At 59.2% G+C, this 13,803-nt stretch carries 19 protein-coding genes; 9 read left to right on the top strand and 10 right to left on the bottom strand.

What is annotated here, in order from left to right; translation table 11 throughout:
- The first annotated feature begins 81 nt into the window (after positions 1 to 81).
- Both EJA71_RS20360 and EJA71_RS20355 read left to right on the top strand, forming a co-directional pair.
- A complete protein-coding gene (locus EJA71_RS20360; RefSeq protein WP_158959375.1) occupies positions 82 to 627 on the top strand; it encodes a gamma carbonic anhydrase family protein in 546 nt (181 codons plus the stop codon).
- 29 nt (positions 628 to 656) lie between these two features.
- Positions 657 to 1,307: an HAD family hydrolase gene (locus EJA71_RS20355; protein WP_158959374.1), complete on the top strand. Its 651-nt coding sequence runs from the start codon at positions 657 to 659 to the stop codon at positions 1,305 to 1,307.
- A 115-nt stretch (positions 1,308 to 1,422) separates the two neighbouring features.
- On the opposite strand, the gene EJA71_RS20350 is transcribed toward EJA71_RS20355, so the two are convergent.
- Positions 1,423 to 2,499 (bottom strand): aminopeptidase, encoded by a 1,077-nt coding sequence (locus EJA71_RS20350; RefSeq protein WP_158959373.1) that lies wholly within the window; start codon positions 2,497 to 2,499, stop codon positions 1,423 to 1,425.
- 59 nt (positions 2,500 to 2,558) lie between these two features.
- Here EJA71_RS20350 and EJA71_RS20345 point away from each other — a divergent pair, with 59 nt between their 5' ends.
- Together EJA71_RS20345 and EJA71_RS20340 are read left to right on the top strand one after the other, a co-directional pair.
- Positions 2,559 to 2,981 (top strand): hypothetical protein, encoded by a 423-nt coding sequence (locus EJA71_RS20345; RefSeq protein ID WP_158959372.1) that lies wholly within the window; start codon positions 2,559 to 2,561, stop codon positions 2,979 to 2,981.
- Positions 2,982 to 3,021: 40 nt separating this feature from the next.
- Complete coding sequence (locus EJA71_RS20340) at positions 3,022 to 3,441, top strand: hypothetical protein (RefSeq protein ID WP_158959371.1); 420 nt, start codon at positions 3,022 to 3,024, stop codon at positions 3,439 to 3,441.
- 6 nt (positions 3,442 to 3,447) lie between these two features.
- Here EJA71_RS20340 and EJA71_RS20335 read toward each other — a convergent pair whose 3' ends face one another.
- Both EJA71_RS20335 and EJA71_RS20330 read right to left on the bottom strand, forming a co-directional pair.
- Entirely contained in the window at positions 3,448 to 3,687 is a 240-nt protein-coding gene (locus EJA71_RS20335) for a DUF1161 domain-containing protein (RefSeq protein WP_158959370.1), read from the bottom strand.
- Between the two features lie 267 nt (positions 3,688 to 3,954).
- Positions 3,955 to 4,386, bottom strand: a complete 432-nt coding sequence (locus tag EJA71_RS20330; protein ID WP_158959369.1) for an OsmC family protein — start codon at positions 4,384 to 4,386, stop codon at positions 3,955 to 3,957.
- A gap of 242 nt (positions 4,387 to 4,628) precedes the next feature.
- Between EJA71_RS20330 and EJA71_RS20325 the strand changes: the two genes are divergently transcribed.
- Entirely contained in the window at positions 4,629 to 5,630 is a 1,002-nt protein-coding gene (locus EJA71_RS20325) for an LLM class flavin-dependent oxidoreductase (protein WP_158959368.1), read from the top strand.
- 149 nt (positions 5,631 to 5,779) lie between these two features.
- Here EJA71_RS20325 and EJA71_RS20320 read toward each other — a convergent pair whose 3' ends face one another.
- A complete protein-coding gene (locus tag EJA71_RS20320; protein ID WP_158959367.1) occupies positions 5,780 to 6,001 on the bottom strand; it encodes a DUF1161 domain-containing protein in 222 nt (73 codons plus the stop codon).
- A gap of 128 nt (positions 6,002 to 6,129) precedes the next feature.
- Positions 6,130 to 6,345 carry a dodecin gene (locus EJA71_RS20315; RefSeq protein ID WP_122593208.1) on the bottom strand — a complete coding sequence of 72 codons (216 nt, stop codon included), beginning with the start codon at positions 6,343 to 6,345 and terminating at the stop codon, positions 6,130 to 6,132.
- A gap of 157 nt (positions 6,346 to 6,502) precedes the next feature.
- On the opposite strand from EJA71_RS20315, the gene EJA71_RS20310 reads away from it, so the two are divergent.
- Entirely contained in the window at positions 6,503 to 6,829 is a 327-nt protein-coding gene (locus tag EJA71_RS20310; protein WP_007911686.1) for a YqjD family protein, read from the top strand.
- Here the strand turns inward: EJA71_RS20310 and EJA71_RS20305 are convergent.
- Complete coding sequence (locus tag EJA71_RS20305) at positions 6,802 to 7,719, bottom strand: LysR family transcriptional regulator (RefSeq protein ID WP_158959366.1); 918 nt, start codon at positions 7,717 to 7,719, stop codon at positions 6,802 to 6,804. The two genes, EJA71_RS20310 and EJA71_RS20305, sit on opposite strands and share 28 nt — an antisense overlap.
- Before the next feature lie 114 nt (positions 7,720 to 7,833).
- On the opposite strand from EJA71_RS20305, the gene trpB reads away from it, so the two are divergent.
- The 3 genes from trpB to EJA71_RS20290 all read left to right on the top strand — a co-directional run bounded on the left by trpB (position 7,834) and on the right by EJA71_RS20290 (position 10,456).
- Entirely contained in the window at positions 7,834 to 9,066 is a 1,233-nt protein-coding gene (gene trpB / locus EJA71_RS20300) for a tryptophan synthase subunit beta (RefSeq protein ID WP_105704795.1), read from the top strand.
- Positions 9,066 to 9,878: a tryptophan synthase subunit alpha gene (gene trpA, locus EJA71_RS20295; protein ID WP_158959365.1), complete on the top strand. Its 813-nt coding sequence runs from the start codon at positions 9,066 to 9,068 to the stop codon at positions 9,876 to 9,878. The genes trpB and trpA overlap by 1 nt, the downstream gene beginning before the upstream one ends.
- A gap of 122 nt (positions 9,879 to 10,000) precedes the next feature.
- On the top strand, positions 10,001 to 10,456 hold the full coding sequence (locus tag EJA71_RS20290) for an anti-virulence regulator CigR family protein (protein ID WP_122593216.1): 456 nt from the start codon (positions 10,001 to 10,003) through the stop codon (positions 10,454 to 10,456).
- A 95-nt stretch (positions 10,457 to 10,551) separates the two neighbouring features.
- On the opposite strand, the gene EJA71_RS20285 is transcribed toward EJA71_RS20290, so the two are convergent.
- The 4 genes from EJA71_RS20285 to EJA71_RS20270 all read right to left on the bottom strand — a co-directional run bounded on the left by EJA71_RS20285 (position 10,552) and on the right by EJA71_RS20270 (position 13,601).
- Positions 10,552 to 12,513 carry a DUF4105 domain-containing protein gene (locus EJA71_RS20285; protein ID WP_158959364.1) on the bottom strand — a complete coding sequence of 654 codons (1,962 nt, stop codon included), beginning with the start codon at positions 12,511 to 12,513 and terminating at the stop codon, positions 10,552 to 10,554.
- A complete protein-coding gene (locus EJA71_RS20280; protein ID WP_007911662.1) occupies positions 12,510 to 12,830 on the bottom strand; it encodes a DUF2388 domain-containing protein in 321 nt (106 codons plus the stop codon). Before EJA71_RS20280 ends, EJA71_RS20285 begins: the two co-directional genes overlap by 4 nt.
- A gap of 27 nt (positions 12,831 to 12,857) precedes the next feature.
- On the bottom strand, positions 12,858 to 13,175 hold the full coding sequence (locus EJA71_RS20275; RefSeq protein ID WP_158959363.1) for a DUF2388 domain-containing protein: 318 nt from the start codon (positions 13,173 to 13,175) through the stop codon (positions 12,858 to 12,860).
- A gap of 108 nt (positions 13,176 to 13,283) precedes the next feature.
- On the bottom strand, positions 13,284 to 13,601 hold the full coding sequence (locus tag EJA71_RS20270) for a DUF2388 domain-containing protein (protein ID WP_064389772.1): 318 nt from the start codon (positions 13,599 to 13,601) through the stop codon (positions 13,284 to 13,286).
- Positions 13,602 to 13,803 lie beyond the last annotated feature (202 nt).

Here is a 13,803-nt window from a genome sequence, read left to right as displayed (position 1 = left end):
ACCTTGGCTGGGGAAACATTGCCCCATCTTAATTACAATCGGCACTCACCGCAGCTATCGGCGACAGAGAGAGAATTTATCGTGTCCCTTCGCAAGTACCAGAATCACACCCCCAGCCTGAGCAAAGGCGCATTTGTCGACAGCTCGGCGGTGGTGATCGGCGACGTCGAAATCGGCGCAGACAGCTCCGTCTGGCCGCTGACCGTGATCCGTGGCGACATGCACCGCATCCGCATCGGTGCGCGCACCAGCGTGCAGGACGGCTGCGTGTTGCACATCACCCACGCCGGCCCGTTCAACCCCGACGGCTTCCCGCTGCTGATCGGCGATGACGTGACCATCGCCCACAAAGTCATGCTCCACGGCTGCACCGTTGGCAGCCGCGTGTTGATCGGCATGGGCAGCATTGTCATGGACGGCGCGGTGGTTGAAGACGACGTGATCATCGGCGCCGGCAGCCTGGTGCCGCCGGGCAAGCGTCTGCAAAGCGGCTTCCTGTACGTGGGTAGCCCGGTGAAACAGATCCGTCCGCTGACGGACAAGGAAAATGCCTTTTTCACCTACAGCGCGGCGAATTACGTGAAGCTCAAGGACCTGCATCTGGCCGAAGGCTACGACACACTCTGAATCGAATTTGCGACTGCTCAGGAATACTCATGCATTACCAAACCGTACTGTTCGACCTCGATGGCACCCTGACCGACCCGCGTGAGGGCATCACCCGTTCCATCCAGTTTGCCTTGGCTAAGCTCGGCATCGATGAGCCGGACCTGACCAAGCTCGAACACTTCATCGGCCCGCCGCTGTTGCAGGCGTTCATGCAGTTTTACGAGTTTGACGAGGCCAAGGCGTGGCAGGCGGTGAATTTCTATCGCGAGCGCTTCAAGGTCACCGGTCTGTATGAAAATCGCGTGTTTGAGGGTGTTACGCCGTTGCTGGAAACCCTGAGCGGGCAAGGTCGGCAGCTGTACATCGCGACATCGAAGCCGTGGGAATTCGCCCGCGAGATTGCCCGGCATTTTGATTTCGCCCGGCATTTCAAGGTGATTTATGGCAGCGAACTGGACGGCACGCGGACCAACAAGGTTGAGCTGATTGCGCATCTGATCAAGGAAGAAGGGCTGGATCCTGCGAATACGCTGATGATCGGCGACCGTAAGCACGACCTGATCGGCGCGCGCAGCAATGGGCTGGATGCAGCGGCGGTGGGTTATGGGTTTGGCAGTTTTGAAGAGTTGAATGCCGAGTCGCCGGCTTATCACTTTGAAACGCTGGATGAGTTGCATCAGGCGTTTTTGCAGCGCTGACAAGTACGCCATCGCTGGCAAGCCAGCTCCAACAGGTGAGCGATGTACTCAGGTTCACCGCTGTCCCTGTGGGAGCTGGCTTGCCAGCGATGAGGCCAATTCAGTCACTGATGTCTCAAGCGGCGGCCAACGCTTTCAGCGCCGCTTTGCGTTCTGCGACAGGCAGGCCCCCCAACCGCTCAACCTCTGCATAAAATCTCACCCAATCCCCCCCGACCTGTTTGAACAACGCCGAAAACGCCGGCACCCACTGGTCATACAGCCCAAACGGCAACAGCCGCGCATTGTTCAGCGGCGCATTCACCCAAGCGTCATAACGCTTATCCCCGGCCCACTGGCTGTCCCTCATCAGCCTGTAGTCACGGCGAAACTGCTCGAACTCCGCTGCTTTGCGTTCGCGCATCTGTTCGGTCGACAGCGGCTGTGCGTACAACTTTTCCAACCGTGACCGCACATCCAGCACCAACTCGATGAACTGATCGCGCTGCTTCAACCGTGAGTGAGTGTCCGCTGGCAACCCGCGAAACGCCCGCCACTGCCGCGTACCTTCCTGTTCGACAAACGTGGCGAAGGACTCGTTGAACTCGGTGTCGTCCTTCACATAGAAACGTTGATGGGCCAGCTCATGAAAGATCAGCGTGGCCAGGCGCTCATCGCCCCAGCCCATCATTGAATTGAGGATCGGGTCGTTGAACCAGCCGAGCGTCGAATAGGCCTCGACGCCGCCAATCGACACGTCCATGCCCTGCAAGCGCTGGATCGCTGCTTCACCGCGCGCCGCACTCTGGCTGTAGTAACCGCGATAGGCCACGCAGCCGGCAATCGGAAAGCAATGATTCTGCGGCGTCAGGGAAAACTCCTGAGTGGCGAACACGTTCCACACCACAAATGGCCGGCCAATGTCGGCATACAGGCGATAGCTCTGGTTATCCGGCAGGCGCAGATGTTCGCTGGCGAACGCCCGGGCCTTTTGTGACTGGGCCAGGTGCGTGCGCAATTTCGCATCGCGGCTCGGGTCGGCGATGACTTTTTCCACCGGCTCCCGCGCGCGCAGCAACTGCAGCTGGCCGCTGGCCAACTGGCTGTAATAGCTGACGCTGGCGCAACCGTTGAGCAACAAAAACAACACACCCGGAAACAAAACCCGAAAAACGCGATCAAGTAACCCAAGGCTTGGAAACGGCCTGATCAAAATAAGAAATCCCCCGGAGAGTCTGCTGGCAAGACTATCCCGCCTAAAGGAGCACCGCTATGCGCATGTTTATGCTGACAGGGGGCCTGCTGACGCTGGCCGGTTGTGCCAATTTCGGCATGCCCGATCCCGACCCTTCTCAAGCCTGGATCGACCTCGATGCCCGACAACAGGACACGGCGCTGCAAGCGCTGCAAGTCGATACCACCGCTGCGGTCGATAAACGCTACTTCGAAGTGCAACCCGGCAGCCATGAGTTGAAGGTGCGTTATCAATTTCCGGTCGAAGCGACCAACATCGGCCCCGACGCTGAGCCGCTGTGGCGCGATTGCCAGTTGAGTGTGAAATTCAAGGATTTCAACGCAGGCCAGCGTTATCAGTTGCAGGCCGGCAGTATTGGTTTCCGGCCATGGGCCAAACTCTATGACGAGCAGCGCAAAGTCGTCGGCCAAGGTACGCCGGCGGGCTGCCAGAGCACTTGATCGGCGCTATGCTGAATATCCAGACCTGTGGATATTCATCATGCGCACGTTGCTGTTATTGCTCGTTGCCAGTCTTTTGGCCGGTTGTCAGACGCCGCTGCCGCCGGTCGACCCGCAAATGGCCTGGGTCGACTTTTCAACGCCGACGCCGGGCGGCAAGTTGCTGATGGCCGAACGTCTGGACAACCAGCGTTTGAATGACGGCCGCTATTTTCAGGTCACCCCCGGCAGCCATGAATTGCGCGTGCGCTTCGACTTCGAAGTGTTCGGTGGTGGCGGCGCCTTGATGACCGGGCCGGTTGAGCGCCTGTGCTACCTGTACATTCGCTACGACCATTTCGAGGCCGGGCAACGATACCTGCTGGAGGGGCGTTCGCTGGCGTTCACCCCGAGTGCCCGGCTATATAACGCCAGACGCGAGATCGTCGCTGAAGATCGCCAATACAACTGCATCAACTGAAGTGTCTCAGCTATCGTTCTTCTGATAGATGATCGCTTTGGTGCCGTTTTCACATGAACCGACCACCATGGCGATGTCATGTTTTGCGGCTTCTTCCTTGCTGACGATTTCCAATGTGTAAGACGGCACTCCTTTAGCCTGGATCTTGACTTCGATCTCTTTCTTGAGTTCTTCGCAGTCTTTGGGTGCCGCAATTACCGAGGTGGCCAGTGCACTGCAGAGGATCGCCAAGCCGATACGTTTCATGAGTGAAGCTCCCTGAGGCAGCGCGCACGGGCGTGCGCTGAAGCTGCTGTCGTTGATTCGACCATACTTTTACAGCGAGGGTTCTGACTTCGCTCACAACTTGTGCGACTGTGCGTACGAAAATTTGCGTGCGACGAAAGCCTTGTGGGAGTCTGGCTTGCCAGCGATGACGTCGGCACAGCAACTATAGATGTTGCCAGACACACCGCTATCGCTGGCAAGCCAGCTCCCACAGGATTTATGTTGCTGTTACTTGAACGGGTCGAATCAGCTGACCAGTGAAGCCTCAAGGGTGATCTTCGCATTCAGCACTTTCGAAACCGGGCACCCTTCCTTGGCCTTGTTGCTCAGTTCTTCGAACTGCTCCTGCGTCGCCCCGGGAATTTTTGCTTTGAGAATCAGCTTCACCGCGGTGATCGCGAAACCGCCTTCAACCTGATCGAGGGTCACTTCCGCGTTGGTATCGATGCTGTCGGCCTTGAGGCCCGCATCGCCGAGAATCATCGAGAACGCCATGGAGAAACAACCGGCATGCGCCGCGCCGATCAGTTCTTCCGGGTTGGTGCCCTTGCCGCCTTCGAAGCGCGCCTTGAAACCGTATGGGGCTTCTCTGAGGACGCCGGTTTCGGTGGAAATCGAGCCGATACCGGTTTTCAGATCACCTGCCCAATGTGCCGATGCTTTCTTCACGATAGCCATGTCTTCCTCCTCGTCTCTGGCGCGGAAACGCCGCGTCGTCGTGGTTTGTTGCTTGCAAGGCTTCTGAGGATAGACGGCGGAACAAAGTTCAGCCCGGTTGAATCGTTGACTTTTTTAGTAGGAAATTTCGACTCGGCTATTGAAACTCGGGTATATGCCCTCATTGCATAAAACACGCTTATGAATTCGGCAGGTTTTCGTTCGTATCAATAACCTGCCTCCCGACTCGGAGACGCAGGTTTATGAAGCAACTGTCCGACGTAAAATTTTCCACTCTCGATTTGGTGCCAGTGCGCGAGAACGGCAGCCCGGCGCAGTCACTGCGTAATTCGCTGGACCTGGCGCAGCACGTCGAGAAATTCGGCTACACGCGGTTCTGGGTCGCTGAGCACCACAACATGGACGGCATCGCCAGTTCCGCGACTTCGGTTTTGCTGGGTTATCTGGCAGGCGGCACGTCGACCATCCGTGTCGGCTCCGGTGGCGTGATGTTGCCCAACCATGCGCCGCTGGTGATCGCCGAGCAGTTCGGCACCCTTGAAAGTCTGTACCCGGGACGGATCGATCTCGGTCTTGGCCGTGCGCCCGGTTCTGATCAAATGACCGCACGTGCGCTGCGCCGCGAACGCTCCGGCAGCGCCGATGATTTCCCCGAGGACGTTGCCGAACTGGTGCGCTTCCTCGGCCCGCGTACCCCGGATCAACGGGTAATCGCGATGCCGGGCACCGGCACCAATGTGCCGATCTGGCTGCTCGGCTCCAGTCTGTTCAGTGCGCAGTTGGCCGGCGAGCGTGGTTTGCCCTACGCCTTCGCCTCGCATTTCGCGCCGCGCTTCATGCACGAGGCGATTCGGGTCTATCGCAATCACTTCAAGCCGTCGGCGGTGCTCGACAAGCCGTACGTGATGCTCGGCGTGCCGCTGGTGGCGGCGGATACCGATGAGCAGGCGGATTATCTGGCGACGTCGGTGTACCAGCGCATTTTGGCGTTGATGCGCGGGCAAAGTCTGGTGCAGCGTCCGCCGGTGAAAACCATGGACGGTTTGTGGCTGCCGCATGAGCGCGAGGCGGTGGGTGATTTCCTCGGTCTGGCGATGGTTGGCAGCCCACAGAAGATCCGCGCGAAGCTGGAAGTGTTGGTTGAACAGACTCAGGCGGATGAGCTGATTTTCACCAGTGATCTCTACGAACACGCCGACCGCGTGCATTCCTACGAGCTGCTGGCACAGGTCATGAAGGGATAACGCGCACCCCTGTAGGAGCTGCGGCACGCTGCGATCTTTTGATCTTCGGTTTGAAAAATCAGGATCAAAAGATCGCAGCGTGCCGCAGCTCCTACACGGGAAACAAAAAAGCCGACGCATTCACGTCGGCTTTTGTATTTCAGGCGCAATCAACCGCGCTTGTAGACGATTTCCTTGGTGCCACCTTCACAGGTGCCGACAACTTCGCCGCCATTGGCGCCCTTGTCGACAATCTCCAGCGAATACCCGGAAACGCCCTTGGCATCCAGCTTCGCTGCGATCTCGCTTTTCAGCTCTTCGCAAGGCTTGCCGGCAGCAATCGCACCACCCGCAAGGCTCAACAAACCTACTGCCAACATGAACTTCTTCATCGGTCGCACTCCCTGGTCGGATTGAAAGAGGCGGGCATCGAGTCATCCACTCGATGCACTCACCCTGTAGCGCTTTGCCATTCCTATGGCACTCGGCCAGCGCGCAAGTTCAGAAGACTAGACCAAACTCAGCTGCTGGCAATCTTGAAGCCGACTTTCAACGTCACCTGAAAGTGCGCAACCTTACCGTTTTCGATATGACCACGGGTTTCGGTGACTTCAAACCATTCCAGGTTGCGAATGGTCTTGTTGGCTTCAGCCAACGCGTTGTTGATGGCGTCTTCGATGGTGGTGGTGGACGAACCGACCAACTCGACTTTCTTGTACGTGTGATGGTCACTCATAACGAACTCCTTGGCGTGTGGAATTGAGACTAGCAGTGAATCTGCACTGTTGATTTCGGCGGCGCCGAGCAGGCGAAGTTCAGATTTTCTGCACTTTCTCAAACCACTGAAGTCCCAACCAACACACGCCACTCATCACCAATGCAGGAGAGCCACCATGGCCAACACCTCTTTACGTAAAGCCTCGTTGCAAAGCATGGAAGCCGAGATCGAGAGTCTGCTCAAGTCGTTGGAAAGCCTGAAGGACGACGCTTCGGACGAGTCGCGCAAGACCCTCAAGGCGCTGAAAAGCAATGCCGAAAGTGCGCTGAAGCATTCGCGTCACCTGCTTAGCGATGCCTATGAAGAAGTCAAAGTGAAAACCCGCGAGACCGGCATTGCCACTCGTGATTACGCCCAGGAACATCCGTGGACAACCGCCGGTGTAGCGGTTGGTGCGATCGGTTTGCTGGCCGCTTACTTGCTGTTCAAGCGCGGCGAATGATCGCTCTGGTGCAGCTCATTCTTGAGCCATTGCGCCAGTTGCCGAGCGCGCCCGTCTGCGGCGCGCTTGGGTAGCCACAACGCCAGTTGCGCCGGGGTTTCACAGAAGCCCCACGGCGCAACCAGGCGACCCGCTTTCAAATCTTCCGTCACCAACGGCTCCGGCGCGATCGCTACGCCGAGACCGGCGACTGCTGCTTCCAGCAAATAATACAAATGCTCAAAACCTTGCCCGAGCTTCAGCGCCTTCGCGTCGAGGTCGCTTTGCTGTGCCCAGCTCGGCCAGGCTTGTGGGCGCGAGGTGGTGTGCAGCAGCGGTTCATCAAGCAGTGCAGAGGCTGGCGCTGGTTGTAGACGTTGATAACCGCTGAACAGCGGGCTCATGACCGGCCCGATGCGTTCTGCGGCCAATTCGTAAACCTGCATGTCTGCCGGCCATGGCGGCTCGGCGAACAGCAGCAGAGCATCCAGACCCGGACGCCGAGGATCGAGATCGCCTTCACCTGCCGACAGATGCAGACGCAGGTCGGGCAGATCGGCATTCAAGCGCCCCAGACGCGGAATAAACCAGCGTGCGAGCAAGCTTCCAGAGCAACCCAGTACGAACGGTGCATCGGCGGTGTTCTGCGTGAGTTCAGCACAAACACTGCGCAACCGATCAAACGCCTCACCGCTGGCATCGCGTAAACGCATACCCGCATCTGTGAGTTTCAGGCCGCGCCCGTCCTTGACGAACAGACTGACGCCCAAGTGTTCTTCCAGCACCTTGAGCTGACGGCTGACTGCGCCGTGGGTAACGTGCAGTTGCTCGGCGGCCTGACTGACGCTGTTCAGCCGGGCGGTCGCTTCGAACGCGCGCAAGGCGTTCAGCGGGGGAAGGTCGTGGCTCATGGTATCTGTGAGTTTTCCTGACAGGTTGTGGCGATCTTATCGGTTTTCAGCTTAGAAGGTCAGGGGTAGAGTGGTCGTCATTGTCTCTTGACCCGAATTCACCTGGAGCGACTCATGACCCAGACTTCGAACACTTCCAATCTGCGTAACGGCCCGGACGATAACGGCCTGTTTGGCTCGTTCGGTGGCCGCTACGTGGCGGAAACCCTGATGCCGTTGATCCTCGATCTGGCCCGCGAATACGAAGCGGCCAAGGAAGATCCTGCATTCAAAGAAGAATTGGCCTACTTCCAGCGTGATTACGTCGGACGTCCGAGCCCGCTGTATTTCGCTGAACGCCTGACTGAGTTCTGCGGCGGCGCGAAGATTTATCTGAAGCGTGAAGAGCTGAACCACACCGGCGCGCACAAGATCAACAACTGCATCGGCCAGATCCTGTTGGCGCGGCGCATGGGCAAGAAACGCATCATCGCCGAGACCGGCGCCGGCATGCACGGCGTGGCCACGGCCACCGTCGCTGCGCGGTTCGGTCTGGATTGCGTGATCTACATGGGCACCACTGACATCGAACGCCAGCAGGCCAACGTGTTCCGCATGAAACTGCTGGGCGCTGAAGTGATTCCGGTGGTTGCCGGCACCGGCACCCTGAAAGACGCAATGAACGAAGCCCTGCGTGATTGGGTCACCAACGTTGACAGCACCTTCTACCTGATCGGCACCGTGGCCGGCCCGCACCCGTACCCGGCAATGGTTCGCGACTTCCAGGCCGTCATCGGCAAGGAAACCCGCGACCAGTTGCAAGCGCAGGAAGGTCGTCTGCCGGACAGCTTGGTGGCGTGCATCGGTGGCGGTTCCAACGCAATGGGCCTGTTCCACCCGTTCCTCGACGACAAGAGCGTCGAGATCATCGGCGTTGAAGCCGCGGGTTACGGCATCGAAACCGGCAAGCACGCGGCGAGCCTGAACGGCGGCGTTCCGGGCGTGTTGCACGGCAACCGTACTTTCCTTTTGCAGGACGACGACGGCCAGATCATCGACGCCCACTCGATTTCCGCTGGCCTCGACTACCCAGGCATCGGCCCAGAACACGCATGGTTGCATGACATCGGTCGCGTTCAGTACACCTCGGTGACTGACGACGAAGCACTGGATGCGTTCCACAAATGCTGCCGCCTGGAAGGGATCATTCCTGCACTGGAAAGCGCCCACGCTCTGGCTGAAGTGTTCAAACGCGCACCGAAACTGCCGAAGGATCACCTGATGGTGGTCAACCTGTCGGGCCGTGGCGACAAAGACATGCAGACCGTCATGCATCACATGGAACAGTCTAAGCAGGAGAAACACTGATGAGCCGCCTGCAAACGCGTTTTGCCGCCCTCAAAGAACAGAACCGCGCCGCGCTGGTGACCTTCGTCACCGCCGGTGATCCGGACTACGACACCTCGCTGGCGATCCTCAAGGGTTTGCCGGGTGCCGGCGCCGACGTGATTGAACTGGGCATGCCGTTCACCGACCCGATGGCCGACGGCCCGGCGATCCAGTTGGCGAACATCCGTGCCTTGGGCGCCAAGCAGAACCTGGTGAAAACCCTGCAAATGGTTAGCGAGTTCCGCGAAGGCAACAGCGACACGCCGCTGGTGCTGATGGGCTACTTCAACCCGATCCACATGTATGGCGTTGAGCGCTTCATCACTGACGCGAAAGAGGCGGGCGTCGACGGTCTGATCGTGGTCGACATGCCACCTGAGCACAACGCTGAACTGTGCGATCCGGCGCAGGCTGCGGGGCTCGACTTCATCCGTCTGACCACCCCGACCACTGACGATGCGCGTCTGCCGAAAGTGCTCAATGGCAGCTCCGGTTTCGTTTATTACGTGTCGGTGGCCGGTGTGACCGGTGCTGGCGCTGCAACGCTGGAGCATGTTGAAGAGGCGGTCACCCGTCTGCGCCGTCATACCGACCTGCCGATCAGCATCGGTTTCGGTATCCGTACCCCGGAGCAAGCGGCGGCCATCGCGCGTTTGGCCGACGGTGTTGTGGTGGGCTCGGCATTGATCGATCACATCGCCAACGCGACCACACCAGCGCAAGCCATCGACGGTGTGTTGAGCCTGTGCTCGGCACTGTCTGAAGGCGTGCGTAAGGCCCGCGTCAGCTGAAGGTAAAGTTCCTGATACAGAGGAATTAGCACCTCAAAGCACAGACTAAATGAGCAAGACCGAGGGCTTCAGAACACCGTTCTGCAGCCCTTTTTGCTGTTTGTGCCGTGAGGAAAGACCCGATGAAAATGCCGAAACGTCTGATTGCCGGACTGGGTGTGTTGATGATCAGCGCGACCCCGCTGCTGGCCAGCGCCGATCCGCGCGATGATCACGACCACGGCGGCCCGCAGCAGGGCCAACACGACAACCGCGGCGACAACCATGGTGATGATCACCGCGGCCCGCAGAACAACCACCGTGGTGGCCCGCCACCGCGCGACTTTGGCCCAGTGCGCCAGACCATTCGTGATAATCATGGCTACTTCGTACGCGGCGCACCGCCGCCTCCGGGGATTCATCTGGAGCGTGGCCGGCCGTTGCCGCACGGGTATTACGGTGAGCGTCTGGACGGTCGTGCGCTGGGTCGCTTGCCGGTGTATCCGGGCTACGAATGGCGCCGGGCCGGTGGCGATATCGTGCTGATCGCAGTGGGCACCGGGATCGTTTACGAAATCCTCGATGGCGTCCTGTATTAATCGTTAGTCAGTCAAAAGATCGCAGCCTGCGGCAGCGCCTACAGGAATATCCACAAATCCATGTAGGAGCTGCCGCAGGCTGCGATCTTTTGCTTTCAAGGCAATTCAAGTCCACCAGAGGCCTTGTGCAATTTGCGCAAATGCGCGCCGATCTGCTTCACATTCTCCTCACTCGCCGCAATCTCCGCAGCGCGCTTGGGCTCCAGTAACTTGCGCACTTCTGCGTCCAGATCACCGGACAGCACCAGCAGCTTTTTCTGCCGCTGGCTGCTTTCATCCTCCAGCCGCTTGAATTCGCTCGGCTGTGGCAAACCATAACCGCGACTATCGAGCAACTCCGCCGGGCGACTGAGGAAGCCGCTGTTGGCGAGAATTTCCTGCAACGTTGCGTTGGCCTTGTCCATACCACCGTTCTCCAGCTCCCGCGCGCCGAGGTAGCGTTGCTTGACCTCGTCCTGAGCCAGCAACAACTGACGTCGATAACTTGCCTGCTCCAGCAACAACAACGCGGCGCTGGTGCGCAGATCCGCACGCTCGAACCACTCGCGGCGCTCTTCGGCAGTCAGGGACAGCCATTCCTCGACGGTGGTCTGTTTGATCGGCAACTGCTTCTTCAACACATCAAACATGGCCTGATAGCGATCGCGGAATGAGTCGAAGCGATAACCCAGACGCAGCGCCTCTTTCGGATCGTCGAGCACACTGGTGTCCGCCAGACCGCGCCCCTTCATCACTTCCAGCAAGCCGTTGGGCATGATGCTGTCCAGACCCACGAACTGCGTGTTGTCGCTGCCGCTGCGCAACAGTTTCAAGCCTTCCACTGCGCAGTTGTTGGAGAGGAAAAAGTAGTTGCCGTCGTAGCTCCAATGCATCTCGGCGGCGTGTTCGACCACGCCTTCGATCTCGTCCCGGGACAGGTTGATCGGTACGGAGGCGAGGCTGCGCAGTTCGGTCTTGGTGTATTCGTCGATGACTTGCGCCAAGGGCAGGACGAACAGCCGCGACGGGTATTTGCCAACCAGTCCGTCCCAGCTCGACAACTGCACATCACCGACAAAGGCGCGGTACGACAGCACCAAATGCTGATCGAGATCGAGTCGGCAATCCGGCCCGCGTGGCCGCCCCGGTGCGCAGATCACCAGACGCAACATGCTGTGGCCCCAGCGGCTGACCCAGTTCTGGTTGGCCTCGGCCAGCAGGTAGTCGACGGCGTAGACCCGTTCCGGATCGACTTGCCCTAACGGTTGTTTGGCGAAGTCGTTACCGGCATTGAGAAACGCGAAAGTCTTGCTGCACGTATCCTTCTCCGCTGGCGCCCAGCCGAAGTGTTGCTGGTAATAGCGATACAGCGCGGGGCGACGGCAGGCGTAGCTCGGGTCGAGGAGGAAATACTCCATGTTCACCGCGACGAACTCTTTCGGGCTGGAGATTTCGTAAAGGTCGGGGCTGCGGGCGATCTGCCGATTGTGCTGCTCACGCTCACCGCGACGGCCGACGTATTGCTGCCAACCGGCGAGGTCGAGCAAGCGCGGATCATCGCTGAGGGTAAAGCGACGGCCGTTCTGGCCACGGCATTCATCGGGGATGCCGATCAGCCCGGCGCTGTTGAAGCGGCGGGTGCAACGCTGGATCAGCGTGCGCTCGGCGTCCGGCCACAAGCGGGCGCGGTCATAAATGTGGGTGATTTCGTGCAGCACCGTGGCGAGCAATTCCTGGCGCACAGTGCCGTGGGGGCGATTGGTTTTTTCTTTCGCTGCGCTGCCATCGGTGAGGCCGGCGAGCAGTTTGCGGTTCAGATCGAGTTCGGCAACCAGCGTGGCCTGGCCGTAGGCATTGGCGGGCATGTCGTCAGTCCAGCCGACATCGATGCGTCGATCCAGCCGCTCGATAAAGCTCGGCGGCAGTTTTTGCATCGCCTCATCGATCAGCGCCTGGCTGGCCTGTTGTTGGGCGGGGCTCAGACCGTCGGTCTTGAGCCGCAATTGCAGGCCGGCGTGGGCGCTGTTGCCAAGTAGCAACAACGCGCCGGCCAGCAGCCAGGCGCCGAGTGACTTCACAGTGCGAGGATGGCTTCGGCGAGTACCTGATCACTGGCGTCGCGGGCTTCCGGGACGCGCGTGCGCAATGTGTTGAGGGCGGCTTCAAGGTGCGCGCCACGGATATCACCGTTAGTGGCGACGAAGCTGGCGGCGTCATCGTGCGCTTCGCGGATGATTTTCGAATCGCGAATCGAGGTGGTGGTGTCGGAGGTGAAATCGATGGTGCGCTGGGAGGCACGAACGATGATGTTACTGGTGGCTACCAGGGTGTGCGCCTGGGCCACATCGGCCAACAAAAACAGGCCAAGGGCGGCAGCAATCAGCGGGCTACGCATGGAACGACTCCGAAAGGACAGGGATAGCTATTGGACGAGAATTGCCTCTGCCAGTTCAAGGTCGCTGACATGAAGTTTTGGCCGGGTTTTGCGCAGATAATGCAGCGCTGATTCCAGCCTTGCGCCCCGCCATTCCCCTTCAGTGGCCACGAATGCGGCGGCATCATCGTGGGCCGCCAGCAGCAGTTTACGGTCGAAAGGCGCGGAAGACACCATGCTGGTGGCGTAACCACTGACGACGGTGCCTTGTGTCGATGCATTAAAAGCATCAAAGGCATCGACCGACGTCGCCCAGCAGGCGGTGAACAATACGGAAGGGATCAGTAGATTTGGAAGAAAGCGCATTGGACTCGATTACGGTTGGCGAGCCCAAAGGCTAGCGCAATGCCCGGGCCAGAGCCAGCGCCAAAGCATCGGGACACGGTCGGGCGTGTCCCGAGATGGCGCAAGCGCTTAGATCGTCAGGATGGCCTGAGCGAGCTGTGCATCGGTCGCTTGCAGCTGTGGCGCTTGGTGGCGGATGTGGTCCAGCGCGCTTTCCAGTTTCACGCCACGGATCTCGCCCTGGCTGGCGACGAAGCTGGCTGCGTCATCACGGGCAGCGAGAACGATTTTGTCGTCACGGAAGGACGAAGTGACGTCGGAAGTGGCGTCGGACGATGATTTCAGTGCGCCAACCACGGCATCGGTGGTGACGATGAAGCTGGTAGCGCTGGCGTTGGCAGCCACGGCCAGCAGGGCAGCAGCGCTGAGCAGACGAAGACGGGACATAGGGTAACTCCTGTGGATAAACCGTATTGAGAGGTGGCTCGGTATCTGAGGAGTCAGACGCCTGTTGCGCATCATTCGCCACGTTCTGCATGGATATTAGGCTCACATTCGAACGCCAAACCAGCCTCCAGACGAAAAACCTTAGGAGCTGCCGAAGGCTGCGATCTTTTGATCTGGATTTTCAAGATCAAGAGATCGCAGC

It is taken from the genome of Pseudomonas sp. PB106 (assembly GCF_009764645.1).
Classification (GTDB): Bacteria; Pseudomonadota; Gammaproteobacteria; order Pseudomonadales; family Pseudomonadaceae; genus Aquipseudomonas.
This window is presented reverse-complemented; position numbering and strand designations above follow the sequence as displayed.

Excerpts from the sequence above, each read along its gene's own strand:
- EJA71_RS20280 (WP_007911662.1), bottom strand. The coding sequence starts at position 12,830 with ATGCGTAGCCCGCTGATTGCTGCCGCCCTTGGCCTGTTTTTGTTGGCC.
- EJA71_RS20275 (WP_158959363.1), bottom strand. The coding sequence starts at position 13,175 with ATGCGCTTTCTTCCAAATCTACTGATCCCTTCCGTATTGTTCACCGCC.
- EJA71_RS20310 (WP_007911686.1), top strand. The coding sequence starts at position 6,503 with ATGGCCAACACCTCTTTACGTAAAGCCTCGTTGCAAAGCATGGAAGCC.
- EJA71_RS20305 (WP_158959366.1), bottom strand. The coding sequence starts at position 7,719 with ATGAGCCACGACCTTCCCCCGCTGAACGCCTTGCGCGCGTTCGAAGCG.
- EJA71_RS20330 (WP_158959369.1), bottom strand. The coding sequence starts at position 4,386 with ATGGCTATCGTGAAGAAAGCATCGGCACATTGGGCAGGTGATCTGAAA.
- EJA71_RS20345 (WP_158959372.1), top strand. The coding sequence starts at position 2,559 with ATGCGCATGTTTATGCTGACAGGGGGCCTGCTGACGCTGGCCGGTTGT.
- EJA71_RS20270 (WP_064389772.1), bottom strand. The coding sequence starts at position 13,601 with ATGTCCCGTCTTCGTCTGCTCAGCGCTGCTGCCCTGCTGGCCGTGGCT.
- EJA71_RS20355 (WP_158959374.1), top strand. The coding sequence starts at position 657 with ATGCATTACCAAACCGTACTGTTCGACCTCGATGGCACCCTGACCGAC.
- EJA71_RS20290 (WP_122593216.1), top strand. The coding sequence starts at position 10,001 with ATGAAAATGCCGAAACGTCTGATTGCCGGACTGGGTGTGTTGATGATC.
- EJA71_RS20325 (WP_158959368.1), top strand. The coding sequence starts at position 4,629 with ATGAAGCAACTGTCCGACGTAAAATTTTCCACTCTCGATTTGGTGCCA.
- trpA (WP_158959365.1), top strand. The coding sequence starts at position 9,066 with ATGAGCCGCCTGCAAACGCGTTTTGCCGCCCTCAAAGAACAGAACCGC.
- EJA71_RS20320 (WP_158959367.1), bottom strand. The coding sequence starts at position 6,001 with ATGAAGAAGTTCATGTTGGCAGTAGGTTTGTTGAGCCTTGCGGGTGGT.
- trpB (WP_105704795.1), top strand. The coding sequence starts at position 7,834 with ATGACCCAGACTTCGAACACTTCCAATCTGCGTAACGGCCCGGACGAT.
- EJA71_RS20340 (WP_158959371.1), top strand. The coding sequence starts at position 3,022 with ATGCGCACGTTGCTGTTATTGCTCGTTGCCAGTCTTTTGGCCGGTTGT.
- EJA71_RS20315 (WP_122593208.1), bottom strand. The coding sequence starts at position 6,345 with ATGAGTGACCATCACACGTACAAGAAAGTCGAGTTGGTCGGTTCGTCC.
- EJA71_RS20335 (WP_158959370.1), bottom strand. The coding sequence starts at position 3,687 with ATGAAACGTATCGGCTTGGCGATCCTCTGCAGTGCACTGGCCACCTCG.